This window comes from Olleya sp. NP1-10 (genome assembly GCF_055804415.1).
The window spans coordinates 1,002,925-1,023,898 of record NZ_CM147840.1 but is presented as its reverse complement, the minus strand read 5'-3'; the positions used below and the strand labels follow the sequence as shown (position 1 = coordinate 1,023,898).

The following is a 20,974-nucleotide window of genomic DNA, read 5'->3' as shown; positions in this document are numbered from 1 at the left end:
AACAAACATTAAATTTAGATTAGTCTAAATTTGTATTTATATTTGTAAAAAAATATTTTAAGACATGAAGTATATTATTGCCCTTTTATTTTGTTTTTCAGCTTATAGTCAAGCACAGAATAATTATGAAATATCAGGAGTAGTTACCTCAGACGGACTACCACTACCCTTTGCAAACGTTTATCTTGAAGGCACAAAAAAAGGAACTACAACCACAGATAATGGTTACTTTAATATCCAAAACATAAAAGAAGGACAATACACACTTATAGCTTCATTTACTGGTTTTAATACTATTAGAAAAAGAATTGACGTAAAAAATAATTTGAAAATAAATTTTGATTTAATACAAAATCAATCGTTGGATGAAGTCGTTATTACAGGAACCTTAAAAGCAGTTAACAGATTAGAAAGCCCTGTTCCTGTTGAAGTATATACTAGCGCTTTTTTAAAAAAGAATCCTACTCCAAATATTTTTGAAGCGCTTCAAAATGTAAACGGAGTAAGACCTCAACTTAATTGTAATGTGTGTAATACTGGAGACATCCACATTAATGGTTTAGAAGGGCCTTATACCTTAGTATTAATAGACGGAATGCCAATTGTTAGTGGTTTATCTACGGTTTACGGATTGTCAGGAATACCAAATTCATTAATAGATCAAATCGAAATCGTTAAAGGTCCAGCGTCATCCTTATATGGTAGCGAAGCTGTTGGTGGTTTAATAAATGTCATTACTAAACATCCTGACAATGCTCCTATATTTTTTGCAGACAGCAATATTAGTGGTTGGGGAGAAGTAAATACAGATATTGGTTTTAAAACTAATATTGGCGAAAACGCAAGTGTTTTGGTAGGCGCAAATTATTATAATTATAGTAATCCAATAGATAATAACAACGATTATTTTACCGATGTCACCCTTCAAGATAGAGTTTCGGTTTTTCAAAAATGGAATTTTAAACGTAAAAACAATAAAAAATTATCTGTTGCTGGTCGCTTTTTTTATGAAGATCGTTGGGGAGGAGAACTACAATGGAATAAAAGTTATAGAGGAGGAAATGAAGTCTATGGTGAAAGCATTTACACCACTAGATATGAGCTACTTGGTGAATACCAACTTCCTGTAAAAGAAAATATGAATTTTCAATTTTCATATTCAGACCATGATCAAAATTCAGTGTATGGTGACACAGCATATTTAGCGCAACAACGTATTGCTTTTGGACAATTAACTTGGGATAAACCAACAAAAAATAATGATTTATTATTTGGTATAACAGGACGCTACAATTACTATAACGACAACACAACAGCAACTATTGAAGCTGATAAGATATTCATTCCTTCAATATTTGTTCAAGATGAAATAACATTAACAAAAAAACAAAAACTTTTATTAGGACTTAGGTATGACTATGACAAAAGACATGGTTCCATAGTAACTCCAAGGTTAGCTTACAGATATAAACCAACAGACAATGATATATTTAGGATTAATGCAGGAACAGGATTTAGGGTTGTTAATTTATTTACAGAAGAACATGCAGCACTTACAGGATCAAGAGAAGTTGTTATTGAAGAAACTTTAAATCCGGAACAATCTTACAATATCAACCTTAACTATCTAAAAAAATATATACCACAAAAGGCATGATTTTTACTGTAGATGCATCCTTGTGGTACACGCATTTTACAAATGCCATTATACCAGATTACGATACTAATCCTAATCAAATAATTTATGATAATTTAGATGGTTATTCTACTTCAAAAGGAGCCAGTTTAAATGTTGATGCTATTTTTGGTAGTGGCTTAAAAGGAAGCATAGGGGTAACATTTCAGGACGTAAACCAAACTGAAAATGACATAACAACCAGACAAATTTTAACCGAAAAATTTACAGCTACCTGGTCTTTTTCATATAAAAAATACCCAACTAATTTAACCTTTGACTATACAGGAAACATTTATGGACCAATGCGATTACCGTTATTAAGCGATCTAGATCCTAGACAAGAATACTCGCCCACCTGGAGCATCCAAAACATTCAAGCCACTTACGGTGGACTTGAAAATTTTGAAGTTTATGGAGGTGTTAAAAACCTACTAAATTGGACACCAAATAACGGTAATCCTTTTATTATAGCAAGAGCAGATGATCCTTTTGATAATAATGTACAATTTGATGCCCAAGGTAACGCACAAGCAACACCAGACAACCCTTATGGGTTAACATTTGACCCTTCATATGTATATGGACCAAACCAAGGTAGACGAGTTTTCTTAGGTATTAGGTACACTTTAAACTAATTGTTTGTACTTTAGTACTTTCGTAATAAATATTTAGACCAATGAAAAAATTAACACTCCTTTCCTTAATAACCTTAGTTTTTTTAAGCTGTAATAATAATGCAAAAGATAACGGAAAGTTAAATATCGTGACTACAACGACAATGATCACCGATTTAGTCAAAAATATTGGTAAAGACAGTGTAAATGTTAATGGCTTAATGGGAAGTGGTGTGGATCCACATTTATACAAAGCAAGCGAAGGTGATGTATCCAAACTTGTAAATGCAGATATCATTTTTTACAATGGCTTACACCTAGAAGGAAAGCTTGTAGAAGTTTTTGAAAAAATGGGAAACACAACCAAAACACCTATTGCTTTAGGAGAAGAGATTGACAAAAAAACATTGATAGGTTCAGATTATTTTGCTTCTAATTACGATCCACACGTTTGGTTTAATATTGAATACTTTAAGCAATTTGCTCAAAAAGTTACTGCTGTTTTAATCGAAAAAGATTCTAAAAACTCGAAATACTATAAAGCAAATGAAGTTGAATACATAGCTAAGCTAAACTCATTGCAAAATACAATTACATCTAAAATTGAAACGCTTCCAAAAGACAAACGCATATTAGTGACAGCACATGACGCTTTTAATTATTTCGGAAAAAACTACGGATTTGAAGTCGTAGGTCTACAAGGTATATCTACAGCAACTGAAGCTGGAGTAAAAGATGTTCAAAATTTAGCTAACTTTATAATAGAAAATAAAGTCAACGCTATTTTTATTGAAAGCTCTGTACCAAAACGTACTATTGAAGCTTTACAAGAAGCAGTTAACTCGAAAGGACATGATGTAAAAATTGGAGGCACATTATATTCTGATGCATTAGGAAGCGCAGGCACTGTTGAAGGCACCTATATTGGCATGTTTGAATACAATGTCAACACTATAGTAAATGCCTTAAAGTAAATTAGTATAAACAATAGTTATTTCAAATAATGAGATCCTGAAACAAGTTCAGAATGACGCGACACTAACTAAAAACAGGTTTGCTATAACTATGTTTTTTTGATTCGTTTTTTTAAATAAAAATGAATATATTTTTAATTTAGTAAAACTCCCAATGACTTAGGAAATAGTTATGAAACAAAAAATAGCAGTAAAAGTAGATGACCTAACAGTAGCATACAACTACAAACCTGTACTTTGGGATATTGATTTAGAAATTCCAGAAGGTGTTCTTATGGCTATTGTTGGACCAAACGGAGCAGGTAAATCAACACTAATAAAATCTATTTTAGGCATATTAAAACCAATAGCAGGAAGCGTCACTATTTATGACAAACCTTACAATAAACAACGCAAACTAGTAGCCTATGTACCACAAAAAGGGAGTGTCGATTGGGACTTTCCAACCACAGCTTTAGATGTTGTCACAATGGGTACTTATGGAAGTTTAGGTTGGATAAAACGTCCAGGACAAAAGCAAAAAAAGGCAGCATTAGAAGCTTTAGAAAAAGTGGGCATGTTACCCTTTAAAGGCAGACAAATTAGTCAATTATCGGGTGGACAACAACAACGTATATTTTTAGCTAGAGCATTAGTACAAAATGCTTCAATCTATTTTATGGACGAGCCTTTTCAAGGTGTAGATGCAACAACAGAAATTGCTATTATTAATATTTTAAAAGAATTACGTAAAGCAGGAAAAACAGTAATCGTAGTACATCACGACCTACAAACTGTTCCAGAATATTTTGATTGGGTAACATTTTTAAATGTGAAGAAAATAGCAACAGGTCCAGTAAAAGACATTTTTAATGATGATAATCTAACCAAGACTTATGGTATTAATTATAAAGTAAGTATTCAGGAATAATGGATTTACAAGAATATTTTTCTTTAGTTTTTAGCGATTACACACTACGAACTATTACACTTGGAACTGCAATTTTAGGAGCAGTCACTGGTATGTTAGGTAGTTTTGCTGTGCTTAGAAAACAAAGCTTACTTGGAGATGCTATATCACATGCTGCTCTACCAGGAATTGCAATTGCATTTTTAATTACAGGAGCAAAAGACAGTAATACGTTACTTTTAGGAGCCTTAATAAGCGGATTAATTGGAACCTTTTGGATTAGAGGTATTGTAAAAAAAACACATCTAAAAAGTGATACCGCTTTAGGATTAATATTATCTCTGTTTTTCGGGTTTGGTATGTTATTACTGACTTTTATTCAAAAACAACCCAATGCTAATCAAGCAGGTTTAGATAAATATTTATTTGGTCAAGCTGCAACTTTAGTTGAAAGCGACGTTTGGTTAATGGCCATAGTTACAGGATTATGCCTATTTGTATTGCTATTATTTTGGAAAGAATTTAAAATTTTACTCTTTGATGCTGATTACACTAAAACCTTAGGTTTTAATACTAAAGTCATCGATATTTTAATTACCAGCTTTATAGTCTTGGCTATAGTTTTAGGACTACAAACGGTTGGTGTTGTTTTAATGAGCGCTATGTTATTAGCTCCAGCAGCAGCAGCAAGACAATGGACTAATAGTTTGTCAAAAATGGTGCTTTTAGCAGCTATATTCGGAGCGTTTTCCGGTGTCTTTGGAACAGCCATAAGCGCTAGTCAAACCAATCTATCTACAGGACCTGTCATTGTATTAGTAGCAGCTGTATTTGTAGTAATCTCGTTTGTCTTTTCCCCAAGTCGAGGTTTATTATTTAAACAAATTAGATTTATAAAAAACAGACGCGATTTAGAGCTTCATAAAACCTTAGCATTTATGTATCATATTGCTGAAACACATGAAAATATTTCGCATCCACATACCATAAAGCTTCTTAATAACTTTCAAGGATTTACACGTAAGACACTGCAAAAATTAGTAGAAAAAAATTATGTTACTTTGAATGGAAACATGTGGAGTTTGACAAAAACAGGGTTTGAAACTGCTTCCAACCTTTACACAAAACAATCAACAGAAGATGAATAGCGCTCAAATAGAAATACAATTAATTGCCAGTTTAGTCGCAATTGCATGTGCTATTCCTGGAACCTTTTTAGTGCTACGTAAAATGGCAATGATAAGCGATGCAATAAGCCATTCCATATTACCAGGAATTGTAGTTGGTTTTTTTATTACGCAAGATTTAAATTCACCATTATTAATTGTATTGGCTGCATTAACAGGAGTAATAACCGTGGTATTAGTAGAATATATCCAAAAAACAGGTTTAGTAAAAGAAGATACAGCAATAGGCTTAGTATTTCCTGCATTATTTAGTATTGGTGTTATATTAATCGCTAAAAACGCTAATGATGTACACTTAGATGTTGATGCTGTATTAGTAGGAGAATTGGCTTTGGCTCCATTTGATAGACTAATAGTTTCTGGTGTGGATATTGGACCAAAATCACTATGGATAATTGGCACAATACTATTAATAACTATCCTTTTACTATTTGCCTTTTTTAAAGAATTAAAAGTAAGCACCTTTGATAAAGGTTTAGCAGCTTCATTAGGTTTTTCTCCTGCAATTATACATTATGGATTAATGACAGTGTCTTCCGTGACAACGGTTGGTGCATTTGATGCTGTTGGTGCTATTTTAGTTGTAGCATTAATGATTGCTCCTGCAGCAACAGCATATTTACTAACTACCAACTTAAAAAAAATGCTAGTTTTAGCAGTCTTTTTTGGAGTATTTAGTGCTATTTCTGGTTATTGGTTGGCACATTTATTAGATGCTTCCATTGCAGGATCCATTACCACAATGTTAGGTTTAATATTTTTAGCTGTGTACTTATTTGCTCCTAGCAAAGGCGTAATAGCTGTTATGTATCGCGAAAAACAACAACGTACAGAAGTTAGCTTACTAACTTTTTTACTGCATTTAAAAAACCATAATGAAGTTGAAGAACGCCACGTAAACCATTTAAGAGAACACATAAATTGGCAAAAAGTAAGAGCCAAAACTGTATTAGAATTGGCTCTTAAAAACAATATGATTCTTGTGGACAATAACGTTGTATCTTTAACACAAAAAGGTGATACATTTACCTCAAAAGCTATTGATTACATTATCACTAATGAAGATGCTCAAATTGAGGATATGAAAGATGATTTCTTTTTGTTTAGAGGTTAGTTAAAATCACTATTCAATTGTTGCAATTCGGATTTTAATTGGTCTAAATTCACTTCTTTAAAGTCAAAATTAAGTTCTGATATTTCTTTAGTTGTAGTGTTTGTAATCCCTAAAAACAAATTATCTTCAATCATCTTTATCGCAACTAAAACAACCTCTTCATTTAAAGCTACAGTACCAAAATCGTAAACATCCTTAACCCTTTTACTTGGTAAAATAGAATTATAAGATTTAAACACCATTTTGACATCTGCGCCATTTGCATCCTTTATTTTTAGTTTAAATTTTATAGCATTTGTATTACTTCTTATAAAACGATCACAATTAATCCAACCTAATTTTGAACCATAAAAAGCATATCTAGACACATCGTTAGCTGTTACAGTACCAACTAATCCTGTAGTCGTGGAATCTTTGTTTTGTAATCGCTCTTCAATTTTTTTCTCAAAAGACGTTTTATCCTTTATAGTAATAACACTTGGATTATTTTTTGTGCTACCATCAACATTAAAATTAATTGGCAAGCTATAAGGCACAATTACAGTATAATCACGTTGCTTCCCTGGTTTTAGTTTTGGTATCAATTTTAAAACTCTAATAGCCTCTTTAGCCAATAAAGTATGCGCTGCAGAAGCCTGAATATCAACAACATCTCCTTCTTTATCAATTTTAAACGATGTTAAAATTTTATGTTTTCCCGTTAGCTTTAAATCTTCAGCTATACTAGCATTAAAGTTTTTGGATATTAGTTTTGAAAGCGCTTGATCAAAACATTGTTTTTTCGCTGTGCTTGTACCATTTTCACATCCAGGAAACACAGGAACTTCTTCTACATACTGAATCGGCACTTCCACGTCTTCTTCATCAATTAAAACCATTTCAGTAGAAGTTGAAACAGCATTACTTTTGTGTGTGATATTATCTAAAGTCCAATTAATGCTATTTTTAATTTCTTCACCTAAAAAAAGCTGCATATCTTTTTTCTTACTTGCGTTTGAAGAGAATATATATTCAATATTGCTTCCAGGTTTTAACTGTAATTGTTTATTATCTTTTAATGCTTTTATAAACAGCATTCCTCCTGTTTCCAATTGTTTGCCATCAGATTTAGTAGTTAGATTGGCTAGCAACATATCTGATAACTTATAAAACTCTTTAACTTCTATACTAACCTTTCCTCTAGCTAATTTCCCGTTTGCATCAATAAAACATTTTGCTGGAATGATTAATACAGTACCCTCCTTAAACGTTATTGTAGTTTCTTTTTCGTTATTAATCGTTTTAATTTCTGGTTGCTTTTTTACTGAATTGTAGAATGATGATAACTCGTCGTTAATAGTTTCTGTTTCAGTAATTTCTTCAAGTTTTTTAGTACTTGTATTTGTATTTACAATGGTTTCAGTAGATCCAAATTTTCTTTCAACTTTTTGAATATTTATAATAATTGAATCGTTTTTTGGAATTATATGCTTATAAGTTGGAAAGTTTTTTTCAAATTCTTGTTTAGTATAAGATCCAAGATTTTGTTTTATAATAGTGTCTTTATAAGTATATATTCCTCCATATCTTTTTGTGAACTCTTCATCTAAAATTGATGTTAAAATCTGTTTAACAACTACAAATTTCTTTTTTGAACTATCAATTTGTTTTAAGGTTTCTACTTTATCAAAAATAGGAATTGAATCAATATTAGTTTCAATTAAATTTTGATTTTTATGGTCAAAACCTTGAGTTGTTTCTGTTTTTAAAAGCAAGTTATAAGCTAAGATTGAAACTAAAGTAACAACACTTAATAAGCCAATGATTTTAATCCATTTTAGTTGAATATAACAGGTTTTTGCAGACGCAATTTCAGCTTTAAGTTGTGTGCGTTTTATACCTTCTAAGACTATTAATTGCTCTTGGTAAATTGCATTAAATTCCGCATTAATTTTAAGTTTGTTTTCAAAAGCTAAAACCTCTGTATTTGATAATTCTTTATTTAAATATTGATTGATTAAGTCTATATGTTGTGTGTGATTGTCCATGTTTGAGCCGAATTAAGATTGATAATTTTGATGAAAGATGTCTTTTGCTTTTTTTAAGCATTTATACTTCTGGTTTTTAGCAATTTTTTCTGATTTAAATTGCATTGTAACTGCTATCTCTTTAAAAGGAATTCTTTTTAAATAAAATAGCTGAAGTAATTGTTGGCATCGTTCTCCTAACTCGAGAAAAGCGTTTTCGGCAAACCGATATTTTTTTCTTCTAAAACATGATGAAAATTTGAGACTTCATCATCTTTTAAATCATGAAGCTCTTGGGTAGAAAATTTGTTTTGCATATCCTTCCAAACAAATCTTGAAACGGAATACAAATAGGTATAAAATGAAGCGGTTAACTTAAAGTCTGATTTTTCTAAATTTCGATTTAGAATAATTAATGCTTCCTGAAATACATCTTGTGCATCAGATGATTTCCCTCCTTTGGATAGGACTAATTTTTCTATTCTTGGATATAAACTATAAAGCGCTTTAAAGGCTTTTTGGCGTTGTCCTGTTTTAAAGAATTCTAATATTTTTTTGTCGTTCATAAAATATCTTTATTCTTTAATGGTCAAAACTTAAAAAGGTCTCCTTAATTTTTTAAAACCCTCTTTCCTTTTGTATAAACTCATAAGCTTTTTGTACTTGCTTAAACTTATCCTCTGCTCCTTTTCTATGCTCTTCACCAAGATGTTCCACACGATCTGGATGGTATTTTTTGGCCATATTTCGGTATGCTTTTTTTATCTGGTCTACAGAAGCTGATTTATCAATCTCTAAAATAGTGTAAGCATTATCAACACTATTGTAAAACATGGCTTTAATACTAGAATAGTCACGATTACTAATACCTAAATAATTAGAAATACTATGGATTTGATCCTCTTCATCATCAGTAACCATTCCATCAGCTTTTGCAATCCCAAACAGAAAATGTAATAATTGTAAACGTGAAGAATGATCCATCATTTGCTGAATTTGCATGGATACATCTCTTGTAGATATACTCTGGTTACTTACTTTTTTAAATAATTTAAAAGCTTTATTGGCTCTATCTTTTCCGTATAATTCAACAAATTTATTTCTAACAAAATCTAATTCACGTTGGTCTTGTTTACCATCTGCTTTAATAACTACAGATGCTAATATTAATAAACTAACCTCAAAATCTCCAGATGTTGTTTGCGCTCGTCTTTGTTGTTGAGTTCTGTAATTAGGACGCGTTCTATATTTTGGTTCTTGTCTTTGTTGCGTATTTTGATTACCCGAACCTAACAAATTCCCTTTATCAGACATAGCGTCTCCTAGACTACCAATTGCTAAACCTATAATTGCTCCTATTGGACCTCCTAAAGACCAACCTAAGGTTGCTCCTATCCATTTTAATCCTGCCATATTTTAATTATTATTTAAAAAGTAAAGATACTACTTTGTTAGTACACATAAAATGGCTTTTGTTACTACTGTTTACTAATAAGTAAGTATAAAAATTTTATTTTTTATTAATTTGAAAAAAGACATAACCTGACCTTATGGCACCATAAACTTTATCAAGTAATACCATAACAACATTTGCATGGTTTTTGATTATCTTTGCTTGAGATAGATTTACAAATAAAAAAACACAAAAATATGTATCCAGCAGAATTAGTAAAACCAATGCGTGAGGATTTAACCAAAGTTGGTTTTGAGGAATTACACACAGCTGATGCTGTAAATGAAGCACTTGCAAAAGAAGGCACAACTTTAGTGGTTGTAAATTCGGTTTGTGGTTGTGCAGCTGCTAATGCAAGACCAGGAGCTACAATGAGTTTAGCTAATGCAAAAAAACCTAGTAACATTGTTACAGTATTTGCAGGTGTTGATAAAGAAGCTGTTGATCAAGCAAGAGCACACATGGTACCTTTTCCTCCAAGCTCACCAAGCATGGCTTTATTTAAAAACGGAGAATTAGTACATATGTTAGAGCGTCATCATATTGAAGGTAGACCAGCAGAGTTAATTGCTGAGAACCTTATGGATGCTTACAATGAGCATTGCTAAACCATTTTTAAAACATAAATTTAGTATTACAAAAGCTAAGTATTAGTAAAAAACCACGTTTAATAAACGTGGTTTTTTTATTTTTGATAGACAGAATTTTTATGACGTATGAGAAAAATTATAGCTTATCCTTTATCAATTATTTATTTCCTTTTTTCGGATTATCATTGGTTATTTTTCACCCAATACAATGGTTCTGTTTTAACGTTTTTGGTTATCAGGCTCATAAAAAAAGCGTAGATTACTTACAGTTTTTCTTGATGCGTTGTGTAAACCTATTAGGTACAAGCCAGAAACTTATAAATCCATACCAATTAGATACGACTCAACCCGTTTTGATTGTATCTAATCATCAAAGTATGGCAGATATACCACCACTAATGTGGTATTTTAGAAAACACCATGTCAAATTTGTTAGCAAAAAAGAACTGGGTAAAGGCTTGCCTAGTGTATCGTATAACTTACGCCATGGTGGATCAGTATTAATTGACCGTAAAAACCCAAGACAATCCATAGTTGCTATCAGAAAATTTGCAGATTATATTGAAACTACAAATCGTGCTGCTGTTATTTTTCCTGAAGGTACAAGAAGTCGCGATGGACACCCTAAACCCTTTCACACCAAAGGACTAGAAACTTTGATAAAATACATACCAAGTGCAGTAATTGTACCAGTTACAATTAATAACTCTTGGAAAAATTTACGCTACGGAAAATTTCCGATGGGAATATTTAACAACATTACATTTACAGCTCACAAACCTGTAAAATTAAATGATTTTAATACAACCCAAGAGCTATTAAATCATATAGAAACTACTATTAAAAATAGTATTAAAATATAACATTATGTCATTAAAAAACGTAAGATTAGAAGTGATGTCTTTTTTAGAAAAAGACGTTGAATCATTGATAAAAAAATATTTAATTCCTGTTGAAACCATTTGGCAACCAACAGATTTTTTACCAAACTCTGAAAGTGACACTTTTTTAGAGGATGTTAAAGAAATAAGAGAATTGTCAAAAGAATTACCTTACGATTTTTGGGTTGTTTTAGTTGGTGATATGATTACTGAAGAAGCATTACCAACTTACGAATCTTGGTTAATGGATGTGGAAGGTATTAACCAACAAGAACGCAATGGTTGGTCAAAATGGATTAGACACTGGACTGCTGAAGAAAACAGACATGGTGATGTATTAAATAAATACCTATACCTTTCTGGTCGTGTGAATATGAAAGAGATTGAGCAAACCACACAACACCTTATAGCTGATGGTTTTGATATTGGTACTGCACAAGACCCTTACAAAAACTTTGTTTACACTAGTTTTCAAGAGCTAGCTACTTACGTGTCACATAATCGTGTTGCTAAACTTGCAAAAGCAAAAGGCAACAAACAACTATCAAGAATGTGTAAAATTATAGCTGGAGATGAGATGAGACACCATCATGCTTACAGCGAGTTTGTAGAACGAATTTTTAAAGTAGATCCTAGCCAAATGATGTTAGCGTTTCAACACATGATGAAACAAAAAATTACAATGCCTGCCCATTTTTTAAGAGAATCTGGTGGTAAAATAGGTACTATTTTTGAAGAATTTTCAAACACTGCACAACGTATTGGTGTATATACCTCAACAGATTATGTAGATATTTTACAGAAATTAATTAACCGTTGGGAAATTGATAAAGTCACCAATCTTTCAGACGAAGCCGAAAAAGCAAGAGATTATTTAATGAAGCTACCTAGTAGAATGATGCGATTAGCAGACCGCATTAAAATACCAGAAAACTCATACCAATTTAAGTGGGTCGAACCAGCAAAGCTTTAATATATGTTAAATCATGATTTAATCGAAGCTACAAAAACTTTTGTAAAAGAAACTTTAAAAGATGCCGAAGGTGGTCATGATTGGTTTCACATACAACGAGTTTACAATAACAGCTTACTAATTGCTAAAAGCGAAACTGTAGATCATTTGGTAGTGGCTCTAGGTGCACTACTACATGATATTGCAGATAGCAAGTTTCATAATGGAGATAGTACTATTGGTCCTAAAATAGCAGGTGCTTTTTTAGTAAAAAATAATGTAGACTCTGTTACTATCAATCACGTTATTAAAATTATTGAAAACATTTCTTACAGCTCAAACATTGGCAAAACTGACGTATTTAAGTCAAACGAGTTAGATGTTGTACAAGATGCTGACCGTTTAGATGCCTTGGGTGCAATTGGTATAGCAAGGACATTTAATTATGGTGGTTTTAAAAACAGAACCCTTTATGACCCTGATATTAAACCCAATTTAAACTTATCAAAAGCAGAATATAAAGCCTCTAAAGCTCCTACAATTAATCATTTTTACGAAAAACTATTATTATTAAAAGATACAATGAATACTAAAACTGGTCAACGCATTGCTAAAAAACGTCATGAGTACATGGTTGAGTTTTTAGATCAGTTTTATAATGAATGGAATGGAGAGAAATAAACTTGAGGCTAGTTTTCTTTAGCTACTTCTAGTGCTGTAATTTTATACTCTAGAATAGACATTTCTTCTCCAAAATGAATGATTTGATCTGCTGTCAAACTAGTATGACTATTTACAGTATTTAAAATACTTTGACGCTGTTGGTTATAGTATTTTAAAGCGATTTCAATTTTATCATTCATAATTACTAAATTTTATTATTGGATCATTGCTTTAATTTCATTTCTATACTTTGAAGCAGGTTTACCAACCACATCATTAAACACTTTATTAAAATGAGAAAAGTTATTAAAACCACATTCAAAACAAATATCTGTAATACTACTTTGACTCTCTGTTAATAATTTGGTTGCATAAAACACACGATACTCGTTTACAAATTGCGTAAAGGTCTTGTTGGTTATCTTTTTAAAGTATCTACAAAAGGCTGGAACTGTCATATTTACATGATCTGATATTTGATCCAATGTAATATGCTCTTGAAAATTTTTATTAACGTATTTATAAACTTTATCTATTTTATCTGTATCCTGTGGTTGGGTTTCTAGAACATAACCATTTTCATTAAGTAAAGTATAGTCATTAGTCAAGGCTAAAAGTTCTAAAATTTCAAGTAATTTAGTAATACGCTTTATACCTTCATATTTTGGTAATTTTTCTATTTTAGGACCTACTATACGCTTTATTTCAGGTTTAAACAAAACGCCATGCTTTGCACGTTCTAGTAACTGCAAAATGTTTTTTAATTCAGGTAAGTTATTAATTGATTGTCCTAAAAAATCTGGATGAAACTGTATTAAGGTTTCTTTACCTTTAGAAGTTAATCGATCTGTAAATCCATTATGTGGTAAATTAGAGCCTATTAATATTAGCTGACTATTATTAAAGTAAGATAAATGGTTACCAATATGTCGTCTTCCTTTTCCCTTATTAACATAAACCATCTCTACTTCTGGATGAAAGTGCCAGAAAGCCTCACTACGCTTACGTTTTTTAGTTTTATGCACAGCAATTACCGAACTTCCAAAAGTTGGCGTGATTTTTTTAAATGTAGGTTTTGTATTCAATTTTAAAACTTTAAATAAATATAAGAATTATTAGTTTACAAATATATACAAAGTTAACACCAAAATATACTAAATTAACCTATAACGTTTTCGCTTGTAATAATCTTGTTAATATAGCATACATACTTGATAATTCTAATGTTATTTAAACTGCTTTTGCATTCTAACTTTGCCAACATAATCAGTAAACATATTGAGATTATGAAAAACTTTACAAAACACCTATTAGTATTAGCAATCGTATTTGCTACACTAAGCAGCACAGCAACAGAGATGGAAACTTTATTTAACAAAGAGGATGGTAAGACACTCTTGATGTTTGATAATGTAAATGAAGGAGACCAATTACTTGTAAAAGATGCTTTTGGATTAATTCTTTATAAAGAAGCTATTAAAACAAGTGGAGAATATAACAAGTCTTTTGACTTAACAACTTTACCAAACGGAAACTACATTTTTGAATTAGATAAAAATTACCAAATTAGAATTTACCCATTTACAGTAGAGTCTAATGAAGTCACTTTTAACAAAAAGCAATTGTCAGTGATTAACAAACCAAAGGTTAGTAGTGATAACCATACCATTTACATTACTGCTTTTAATGCAGAAAAGTCAGACTATTCTATTGAGATTTTATACAAAGATTCTGAAACTATTTATAGTGAAACTATAAAAAACACCACATCTTTAGGAAAAAGATTCAAACTTTTAGAAGACAAAGATGATGACTACAAAGTAGTAATTACAGCTAATGACAGGACATTTACTTACCAAGTAAACTTATAATAACTACACTACATTTTTTTATCCTTATAAAAAAAGACACCTATAATAGGTGTCTTTTTTGTTTAATATATTTAAGCAAATACTATTTATTTACCAGGAAAATCAGCTTTACGCTTTTCTAAGAAAGCTGTCGTACCCTCTTTAAAATCTTGGGTACCAAAACAAGCTCCAAATTGCTCTATTTCGGTTTCAAAACCATTTACACCATCTGTATAATTAGCATTAACTGCTTGGATGGCTTTACTTATAGCTACAGATGAGTTTCTCATAATTTTACCTGCTATTTTTTGAGCAAGAGGTAATAACTCTTCTTGAGAGACAACATGGTTAACTAAACCATAACTTAATGCTGTTGTTGCATCAATCATACCTGCTGTCATAATCATTTCCATAGCACGTCCTTTACCAACTAATTGTGGTAAACGTTGTGTACCACCATAACCAGGAATCACACCTAAACTAACTTCTGGTAATCCCATTTTTGCATTATCACTGGCTATTCTAAAATGTGCTGCCATAGCCAACTCCAATCCTCCTCCTAAAGCAAAACCATTTACAGCTGCAATTACTGGTGTATTAAGATGTTGAACAAAATCGAATAAAATCTCTTGACCTTTGGCTGCCAATTTCCCTCCATTTTCAACGCTAAAATTAGCAAATTCGCTAATATCGGCTCCTGCAACAAAAGCTTTTTCTCCACTTCCTGTTACAATAATAACTTTAGTATCTGCTGCCTTATTGGCTGTATCAAATGCTTGGTGCAACTCTTCAATAGTTGCTTTATTTAGTGCATTTAATTTAGAAGGTCTGTTAATCGTAATGGTTGTTATTCCGTTTTCTGAACTGCTTAAGATGTTTTCAAAATTCATTGTAAGTATGTTTAGTTATTTCCGCGAAAGCGAAAATGATTTATTATTATCCTTTAGGAAATCTAACCGTAAAGGTTGTCCCAATATTTTTTTCTGATACAAAGGTAATTGTTCCTTTATAAGTTTCGACAATATTTTTAACCATTGCTAGACCAAGACCCATTCCGCTAGATTTAGTTGTAAATTTAGGTTCAAAAACTTTAATCTTATTTTCTTCTGAAATACCTATTCCGTTGTCCGAAATTGCTAAAATAACATGTTCCTCTTTTTCTGAAACACTAACTATTATTTTAGGTGTTTTCTCGTCTGGTATTGCCTGAATCCCGTTTTTCACTAGATTAGTCAATACCCTTATTAACTGGGTACGATCAAACTTGGCAATAATTTCTTCCTTTTCTGCTTCAAAATGAATATAATCTTCATTAAAAATATCTAATGCTAAATCTACAATTTTGACAACATTTAGCATTTCGTTTTGTTGTGCTGGCATTTTAGCAAAGTTAGAAAACGCTCCTGCAATAGAGCTCATGGTATCTATTTGCTGTATTAACGTTTTACTATACTCGTCTAACTTAGAGATTATTTCTGGATCTTCAGGGTTAAACTTACGTTGAAAACTCTGCACAGTCAATCGCATTGGTGTTAATGGGTTTTTTATCTCATGAGCAACTTGCTTTGCCATTTCTCGCCAAGCTTGCTCACGCTCGCTTTTAGCAAGTTTTACAGCACTTTCCTCTATTTGATCAATCATACTATTATATGATTTTACAAGTGTTGAAATTTCTTGAGTTGTACTTTTTATTTCAATTTTTTCGTTACGTTTTTCTAAACGTGTTTGATTCATTTTATCACTAATTGTCTTCAGTGTTTTTGTAATGTATTTAGATAAAAAGTAGGCTAATGCAATTGCGGTAATTAACATTAAAAGGTAGGTGTAACCTAGACGTTCAAAAAACTCGTTTAGCTCTCTAGAAAGAAAATCGTCGTTTTCTAAATACGGAAGATTTAAAATGGCTAATGGTTTATATTTTTGGTCTGTAATATAAGTGTAGGATGATCTAAAATTTTCGCCTTTTTCCTCTCTAATATCAACATATTTATGACCTGAAGTATTAGATAAATTATTAAGTATTTCTGCTTGTATACAAGATTCAACAGTATCAACAGGTAAACTGGCTTTAGATGAAATTAGTAATGAACCTTCTAAATCATACAGGTTAACCTTAAGTCCATGGATGTCTGCAATTTTATAAATTTCGTCTTTAAAAATTAAAGGTAATTTTTCTGGAATGACCTCAAAAGTCGTTTCTCTTATTACAAAATCTAAGTGACGTTTAATATTTTTTTCTTTACGCTCTAATCGTTGCTCATGGTAATCTTGAGTCTCTTCAGAATACTGGTATGCTGCTACTAATGCAATTAAAATAGATGCTAATAGCACCAAAAAAATCATAGCAAAAAATATACGAAGTCGTAATGAGAGTTTAGTTATTTTCATTGTTTAAATATAGCAATAATCAAACCAAAAAATAGACTGGATAACCTGATGGTTGAATTAGGCATCCGGATTTTTATCTCTAATACGTTTATACACCTTAAAACCTAGCATTAACAACACTCCTAAAACAAAAATACCTATAACCCCAAACACCCAATTTATAGCACTTTTAAGTATTACTAGAAAGACAACTGCAAACAGTATAAATGTAGCACCTTCATTATACATACGCATAAAGTTAGATGTTTTTTTAACGACATCGTTTTGCAATTGCTTAAAGTAAATATGGGTTTGGATTTGGTATAAAAACAATAAACCTACAAAGGTTAATTTAACATGCATCCAAGGTTGTTGCAACCAAAAGGGCTGAAGTATTAACAACCAAACAGCAAAAAGGGTCGCTAATATTGCACTTGGCCAAGTGATGATAAACCACAAACGTTTAGTCATTAATTTTAATTGTTTACCAAGAATTTCTTTATCAGGTGATGGTTTGTGAAACGCCTCAATTTGATACACAAATAATCTAGGTATATAAAATAAGCCTGCAAACCAGGTGACCACAAAAATTAAGTGTAATGCTTTTATATAATTGTAATATTCCATTAGTCTTGAACAAATAAATAGTTAAGTTGTTTAGCGTTAAAGGCTGTATTAAAAGCTGTAACCTCATCAGTTATAAGCCTATTAAAGGATTCTAATTGCTTATTAATTTTTGTGGTTAATTCATCTTTTACAGCAATATCTTGTTCCGTTGGTGCAAAATCTCCCATTCTAACTAAAGCATTTAAATGCCCTAATTTGTTTGTTAATCGAATAGGAAAATTTAAAGGATCTTGACCACTTTTATTTTTAGTTTGGTATAACGCTTCCTCAATTGTAGTAAATTTTTCCTTTAATGCTTTAGCCTTATCTAATAAGGCTTTTAAATTTTTATCATCTTTATATTGCTTTTCAAAAGCTGATAATTGCTGACTTACTTTTCGCATGCTTTTAATCGCTTGATGTGCGTTATCAATAGTTTTATTTACATCTTTAATAAACAAAAATTGCTGATCCATGTCACTTTGTGTGCTTTCGGCATTTGGATTAGCTACAATAGTAAAAGGTTGCGATGTACTGACACCATTTACATTTAAAGTCACTTTATAAGTGCCTGGAGTTGCTTTAGGACCTTCTAAACTTGCCCACCACAAAATCATTCCATCTAATTTTTCGGCACCTTTATAAGTCATATCCCAAACAAAATGGTTTAAACCTTTTTTAACTTCTAACTTATCTTCTTTTTTATTTTTAGTGGAAACCGTCTTAATGGTATCGCCTTGTTTATCAAAATAAGTCAAACTTACCTCATCATTATCTTTATAGTTTTTTAAATTGAAATAAGTTATCACTCCATTAGGATGATTAGTTCCGTTAATTTTACTGTTTTTAGCAAAACCGCCTCGCATTCTGTAAGTGGGTTTAGGCTGAAACAATTGCGCATCATTCAAATTAGATAAAGACATTTGATGAATTACTGATAAATCGTCTAAAATCCACAAACTACGTCCTTGGGTTGCAACTATTAAATTATTGTTTTTTATAGTTAAATCCGTTATTGGAACAATTGGCAAATTAAGCTGAAACGATTGCCAGTTTTTACCGTCATTAAATGATACATACAGTCCAGTTTCTGTTCCTGCATAAAGCAATCCTTTTTGTTTTGGGTCTTCACGAAGCACTCTTGTAAAATGTTCGTTTGCAATACCGTTTGTTATTTTTTTCCAAGTCTTACCATAGTCAGTAGTTTTATATAAATAAGGTGTAAAATCACCTGTTTTATATTTTGTTCCTGCTACATAACAGGTTCCTGCATCAAAATTACTTGGCTCGATACTGTTTATCATCATCCAATCAGGCATTCCTTTAGGTGTCACATTTGCCCAATTTTTGCCACCATCTTTAGTAACATGTATTAATCCGTCATCACTACCAACCCATAATAGGCCTTCTGTTATTGGCGATTCTTGTGCTGCAAAAATGGTGCAATAATACTCTACAGATGTATTGTCCTGTGTAATTGGTCCTCCTGAAGATTTTAATTTATCAGGATCATTTCTAGTTAAATCAGGACTAACTATTTGCCACGATTGCCCTTCGTTTTCAGTTACGTGTACATGTTGTGAAAATGTATATAATCTATTTGGATTATGCTCAGAAAATATAATAGGAAAATTCCATTGAAAACGGTATTTCATACCTTCTGCTCCATGACCCATTGGATTATCAGGCCAAACATTAATTGCTCTAACAGTTCCGGTTCTGTGGTTTTTTCTGGTTAAAAACCCATCGTAACTTCCTCCATAAACAATGTCATTATCTTCAGGGTCTACAACTATATGTGCAGACTCTCCTCCAGCAGTGCTTTCCCAATCGTCTTCTGTAATTGAATATCCTTCTGTACGATGCGGAATTCGGACTGTTGAATTATCTTGCTGTGCAGCATAAATACGATATGGAAAGTGATTATCTGTTGTTACTCTATAAAACTGTGATGTTGGTTGGTTGTGATAGGTGCTCCAAGTTTCTCCACCATCATAAGTGACTTGTGCTCCACCATCGTCACCAATTATCATTCTATTTGGATCTTCTGGAGCTATCCATAAATCATGATGATCTCCATGTGGTGCATTATAAGTACCAAAGGTTTTTCCTCCATCTGTACTTTTATGATATCTAACATTTAAAACATAAACCGCATCAACATCTTTAGTATCTGCATAAACACGTGTGTAATACCAGGCACGTTGACGTAATTTGCGTTGGCTATTAACTTGTTTCCATGTAGTTCCACCATCATCACTTCTATACAAACCACCTTTGTCTTTATTTTCAATTATTGCCCAAACACGTTGGTTATTTAATGGAGAGACTGTAACTCCAATAATACCCAAAGTCCCTTCAGGAAATCCATTATTTTTAGAAATTTCAGTCCAAGTTTCGCCATTATCAGTACTTTTCCATAAAGCACTTCCTGCTCCTCCAGAACTTAAGCTATAAGGTGTGCGTTGTACACGCCAAGTTGAAGCATATAATATTCTAGAATTTGTTGGATCTATTAAAAGATCTACAACTCCTGCTTGATCATTAACAAATAGGGTTTTTCTCCATGTTTTTCCGCCATCCGTACTTTTATAAACACCACGATCTTGAGTTGGTTTATAAATATTACCTAATACTCCAGCATAAACAATATTATGATCTGTAGGATCTATGGCAAGTCTAGGAATATGTCTAGAGTTTTTTAATCCTGAAGCAGTCCATGTTTTTCCTGCATCAACACTTTTAAAAACACCATAACCCGAAGACACGTTACCACGAACGGTTTTTTCTCCTCCTCCAACATAAATAACATTAGGGTCACTTTTTGAAACCGAAATTGAACCTATACTTCCTCCAAAAAAACCATCAGAAATGTTATCCCAATGACGTCCACCATCTAAAGTTTTCCATACTCCTCCTCCTGTAGATCCAAAATAATATAAATTAGGTTTATTAGCGACTCCTGTTACAGCTGCGCTTCTTCCGCCACGAAAAGGACCTAATAATCTATATTCTAGACCAGAATAATCAGAAGGAGCAACAGATTGTGCGTTTGATGTAGTAGAAATTCCTATTAAAAAAAGAAATAATAATGATTTTAAAGTATTCATTTTAAAACTAGATTGATTGCGAATAGTAAAAATAAGGATT

At 31.8% G+C, this 20,974-nt stretch carries 18 protein-coding genes and 1 pseudogene; 10 read left to right on the top strand and 9 right to left on the bottom strand.

What is annotated here, in order from left to right; translation table 11 throughout:
- The first annotated feature begins 64 nt into the window (after nucleotides 1-64).
- From AC0L4B_RS04705 to AC0L4B_RS04685, 5 genes and pseudogenes are all read left to right on the top strand, one after another.
- A pseudogene (locus AC0L4B_RS04705) lies at nucleotides 65-2,313 on the top strand (TonB-dependent receptor).
- A 41-nt stretch (nucleotides 2,314-2,354) separates the two neighbouring features.
- On the top strand, nucleotides 2,355-3,266 hold the full coding sequence (locus tag AC0L4B_RS04700; protein WP_473438770.1) for a metal ABC transporter solute-binding protein, Zn/Mn family: 912 nt from the start codon (nucleotides 2,355-2,357) through the stop codon (nucleotides 3,264-3,266).
- A 172-nt stretch (nucleotides 3,267-3,438) separates the two neighbouring features.
- Nucleotides 3,439-4,176: a metal ABC transporter ATP-binding protein gene (locus AC0L4B_RS04695; RefSeq protein ID WP_028288732.1), complete on the top strand. Its 738-nt coding sequence runs from the start codon at nucleotides 3,439-3,441 to the stop codon at nucleotides 4,174-4,176.
- Entirely contained in the window at nucleotides 4,176-5,303 is a 1,128-nt protein-coding gene (locus AC0L4B_RS04690; protein WP_473438769.1) for a metal ABC transporter permease, read from the top strand. Before AC0L4B_RS04695 ends, AC0L4B_RS04690 begins: the two co-directional genes overlap by 1 nt.
- On the top strand, nucleotides 5,296-6,456 hold the full coding sequence (locus AC0L4B_RS04685) for a metal ABC transporter permease (RefSeq protein WP_473438768.1): 1,161 nt from the start codon (nucleotides 5,296-5,298) through the stop codon (nucleotides 6,454-6,456). Before AC0L4B_RS04690 ends, AC0L4B_RS04685 begins: the two co-directional genes overlap by 8 nt.
- Here the strand turns inward: AC0L4B_RS04685 and AC0L4B_RS04680 are convergent.
- The 3 genes from AC0L4B_RS04680 to AC0L4B_RS04670 all read right to left on the bottom strand — a co-directional run bounded on the left by AC0L4B_RS04680 (nucleotide 6,453) and on the right by AC0L4B_RS04670 (nucleotide 9,875).
- Nucleotides 6,453-8,483: a hypothetical protein gene (locus AC0L4B_RS04680; RefSeq protein WP_473438767.1), complete on the bottom strand. Its 2,031-nt coding sequence runs from the start codon at nucleotides 8,481-8,483 to the stop codon at nucleotides 6,453-6,455. The two genes, AC0L4B_RS04685 and AC0L4B_RS04680, sit on opposite strands and share 4 nt — an antisense overlap.
- Nucleotides 8,484-8,659: 176 nt before the next feature.
- Entirely contained in the window at nucleotides 8,660-9,028 is a 369-nt protein-coding gene (locus AC0L4B_RS04675) for an RNA polymerase sigma factor (protein ID WP_473438766.1), read from the bottom strand.
- Between the two features lie 52 nt (nucleotides 9,029-9,080).
- Nucleotides 9,081-9,875: a TerB family tellurite resistance protein gene (locus tag AC0L4B_RS04670; protein WP_473438765.1), complete on the bottom strand. Its 795-nt coding sequence runs from the start codon at nucleotides 9,873-9,875 to the stop codon at nucleotides 9,081-9,083.
- Between the two features lie 237 nt (nucleotides 9,876-10,112).
- Between AC0L4B_RS04670 and AC0L4B_RS04665 the strand changes: the two genes are divergently transcribed.
- The 4 genes from AC0L4B_RS04665 (at nucleotide 10,113) to AC0L4B_RS04650 (ending at nucleotide 13,019) form a co-directional block, all read left to right on the top strand.
- Nucleotides 10,113-10,523, top strand: a complete 411-nt coding sequence (locus tag AC0L4B_RS04665) for a BrxA/BrxB family bacilliredoxin (protein ID WP_028288736.1) — start codon at nucleotides 10,113-10,115, stop codon at nucleotides 10,521-10,523.
- Between the two features lie 101 nt (nucleotides 10,524-10,624).
- Nucleotides 10,625-11,368 carry a lysophospholipid acyltransferase family protein gene (locus AC0L4B_RS04660; RefSeq protein ID WP_473438764.1) on the top strand — a complete coding sequence of 248 codons (744 nt, stop codon included), beginning with the start codon at nucleotides 10,625-10,627 and terminating at the stop codon, nucleotides 11,366-11,368.
- Nucleotides 11,369-11,372: 4 nt separating this feature from the next.
- Entirely contained in the window at nucleotides 11,373-12,359 is a 987-nt protein-coding gene (locus AC0L4B_RS04655) for an acyl-ACP desaturase (RefSeq protein ID WP_473438763.1), read from the top strand.
- A gap of 3 nt (nucleotides 12,360-12,362) precedes the next feature.
- A complete protein-coding gene (locus AC0L4B_RS04650; protein ID WP_473438762.1) occupies nucleotides 12,363-13,019 on the top strand; it encodes an HD domain-containing protein in 657 nt (218 codons plus the stop codon).
- A gap of 8 nt (nucleotides 13,020-13,027) precedes the next feature.
- On the opposite strand, the gene AC0L4B_RS04645 is transcribed toward AC0L4B_RS04650, so the two are convergent.
- Both AC0L4B_RS04645 and AC0L4B_RS04640 read right to left on the bottom strand, forming a co-directional pair.
- The gene (locus AC0L4B_RS04645; protein ID WP_473438761.1) at nucleotides 13,028-13,201 is read right to left on the bottom strand and encodes a hypothetical protein; all 174 of its coding nucleotides are present in this window, start codon (nucleotides 13,199-13,201) and stop codon (nucleotides 13,028-13,030) included.
- Nucleotides 13,202-13,216: 15 nt separating this feature from the next.
- Nucleotides 13,217-14,086 (bottom strand): AraC family transcriptional regulator, encoded by an 870-nt coding sequence (locus AC0L4B_RS04640; RefSeq protein ID WP_473438760.1) that lies wholly within the window; start codon nucleotides 14,084-14,086, stop codon nucleotides 13,217-13,219.
- Nucleotides 14,087-14,287: 201 nt separating this feature from the next.
- Between AC0L4B_RS04640 and AC0L4B_RS04635 the strand changes: the two genes are divergently transcribed.
- On the top strand, nucleotides 14,288-14,872 hold the full coding sequence (locus AC0L4B_RS04635; RefSeq protein ID WP_473438759.1) for a hypothetical protein: 585 nt from the start codon (nucleotides 14,288-14,290) through the stop codon (nucleotides 14,870-14,872).
- A gap of 86 nt (nucleotides 14,873-14,958) precedes the next feature.
- Here the strand turns inward: AC0L4B_RS04635 and AC0L4B_RS04630 are convergent, their stop codons facing one another.
- The 4 genes from AC0L4B_RS04630 to AC0L4B_RS04615 are packed head-to-tail and all read right to left on the bottom strand — an operon-like array spanning nucleotide 14,959 to nucleotide 20,934.
- On the bottom strand, nucleotides 14,959-15,741 hold the full coding sequence (locus tag AC0L4B_RS04630; protein WP_473438758.1) for an enoyl-CoA hydratase/isomerase family protein: 783 nt from the start codon (nucleotides 15,739-15,741) through the stop codon (nucleotides 14,959-14,961).
- Between the two features lie 46 nt (nucleotides 15,742-15,787).
- A complete protein-coding gene (locus AC0L4B_RS04625) occupies nucleotides 15,788-17,239 on the bottom strand; it encodes a sensor histidine kinase (protein WP_473438757.1) in 1,452 nt (483 codons plus the stop codon).
- 57 nt (nucleotides 17,240-17,296) lie between these two features.
- A complete protein-coding gene (locus AC0L4B_RS04620; RefSeq protein ID WP_473438756.1) occupies nucleotides 17,297-17,845 on the bottom strand; it encodes a CopD family protein in 549 nt (182 codons plus the stop codon).
- Nucleotides 17,845-20,934, bottom strand: coding sequence for a VPS10 domain-containing protein (locus AC0L4B_RS04615; protein WP_473438755.1), 3,090 nt, complete (start codon nucleotides 20,932-20,934; stop codon nucleotides 17,845-17,847). Before AC0L4B_RS04615 ends, AC0L4B_RS04620 begins: the two co-directional genes overlap by 1 nt.
- Between the last annotated feature and the right edge of the window lie 40 nt (nucleotides 20,935-20,974).

What these genes read in the sequence shown, in the direction of transcription:
- AC0L4B_RS04685 (WP_473438768.1), top strand. Translation starts at nt 5,296, where the DNA reads ATGAATAGCGCTCAAATAGAAATACAATTAATTGCCAGTTTAGTCGCA.
- AC0L4B_RS04655 (WP_473438763.1), top strand. Translation starts at nt 11,373, where the DNA reads ATGTCATTAAAAAACGTAAGATTAGAAGTGATGTCTTTTTTAGAAAAA.
- AC0L4B_RS04680 (WP_473438767.1), bottom strand. Translation starts at nt 8,483, where the DNA reads ATGGACAATCACACACAACATATAGACTTAATCAATCAATATTTAAAT.
- AC0L4B_RS04700 (WP_473438770.1), top strand. Translation starts at nt 2,355, where the DNA reads ATGAAAAAATTAACACTCCTTTCCTTAATAACCTTAGTTTTTTTAAGC.
- AC0L4B_RS04690 (WP_473438769.1), top strand. Translation starts at nt 4,176, where the DNA reads ATGGATTTACAAGAATATTTTTCTTTAGTTTTTAGCGATTACACACTA.
- AC0L4B_RS04615 (WP_473438755.1), bottom strand. Translation starts at nt 20,934, where the DNA reads ATGAATACTTTAAAATCATTATTATTTCTTTTTTTAATAGGAATTTCT.
- AC0L4B_RS04620 (WP_473438756.1), bottom strand. Translation starts at nt 17,845, where the DNA reads ATGGAATATTACAATTATATAAAAGCATTACACTTAATTTTTGTGGTC.
- AC0L4B_RS04675 (WP_473438766.1), bottom strand. Translation starts at nt 9,028, where the DNA reads ATGAACGACAAAAAAATATTAGAATTCTTTAAAACAGGACAACGCCAA.
- AC0L4B_RS04695 (WP_028288732.1), top strand. Translation starts at nt 3,439, where the DNA reads ATGAAACAAAAAATAGCAGTAAAAGTAGATGACCTAACAGTAGCATAC.
- AC0L4B_RS04665 (WP_028288736.1), top strand. Translation starts at nt 10,113, where the DNA reads ATGTATCCAGCAGAATTAGTAAAACCAATGCGTGAGGATTTAACCAAA.
- AC0L4B_RS04645 (WP_473438761.1), bottom strand. Translation starts at nt 13,201, where the DNA reads ATGAATGATAAAATTGAAATCGCTTTAAAATACTATAACCAACAGCGT.
- AC0L4B_RS04635 (WP_473438759.1), top strand. Translation starts at nt 14,288, where the DNA reads ATGAAAAACTTTACAAAACACCTATTAGTATTAGCAATCGTATTTGCT.
- AC0L4B_RS04650 (WP_473438762.1), top strand. Translation starts at nt 12,363, where the DNA reads ATGTTAAATCATGATTTAATCGAAGCTACAAAAACTTTTGTAAAAGAA.
- AC0L4B_RS04670 (WP_473438765.1), bottom strand. Translation starts at nt 9,875, where the DNA reads ATGGCAGGATTAAAATGGATAGGAGCAACCTTAGGTTGGTCTTTAGGA.
- AC0L4B_RS04625 (WP_473438757.1), bottom strand. Translation starts at nt 17,239, where the DNA reads ATGAAAATAACTAAACTCTCATTACGACTTCGTATATTTTTTGCTATG.
- AC0L4B_RS04630 (WP_473438758.1), bottom strand. Translation starts at nt 15,741, where the DNA reads ATGAATTTTGAAAACATCTTAAGCAGTTCAGAAAACGGAATAACAACC.
- AC0L4B_RS04660 (WP_473438764.1), top strand. Translation starts at nt 10,625, where the DNA reads ATGACGTATGAGAAAAATTATAGCTTATCCTTTATCAATTATTTATTT.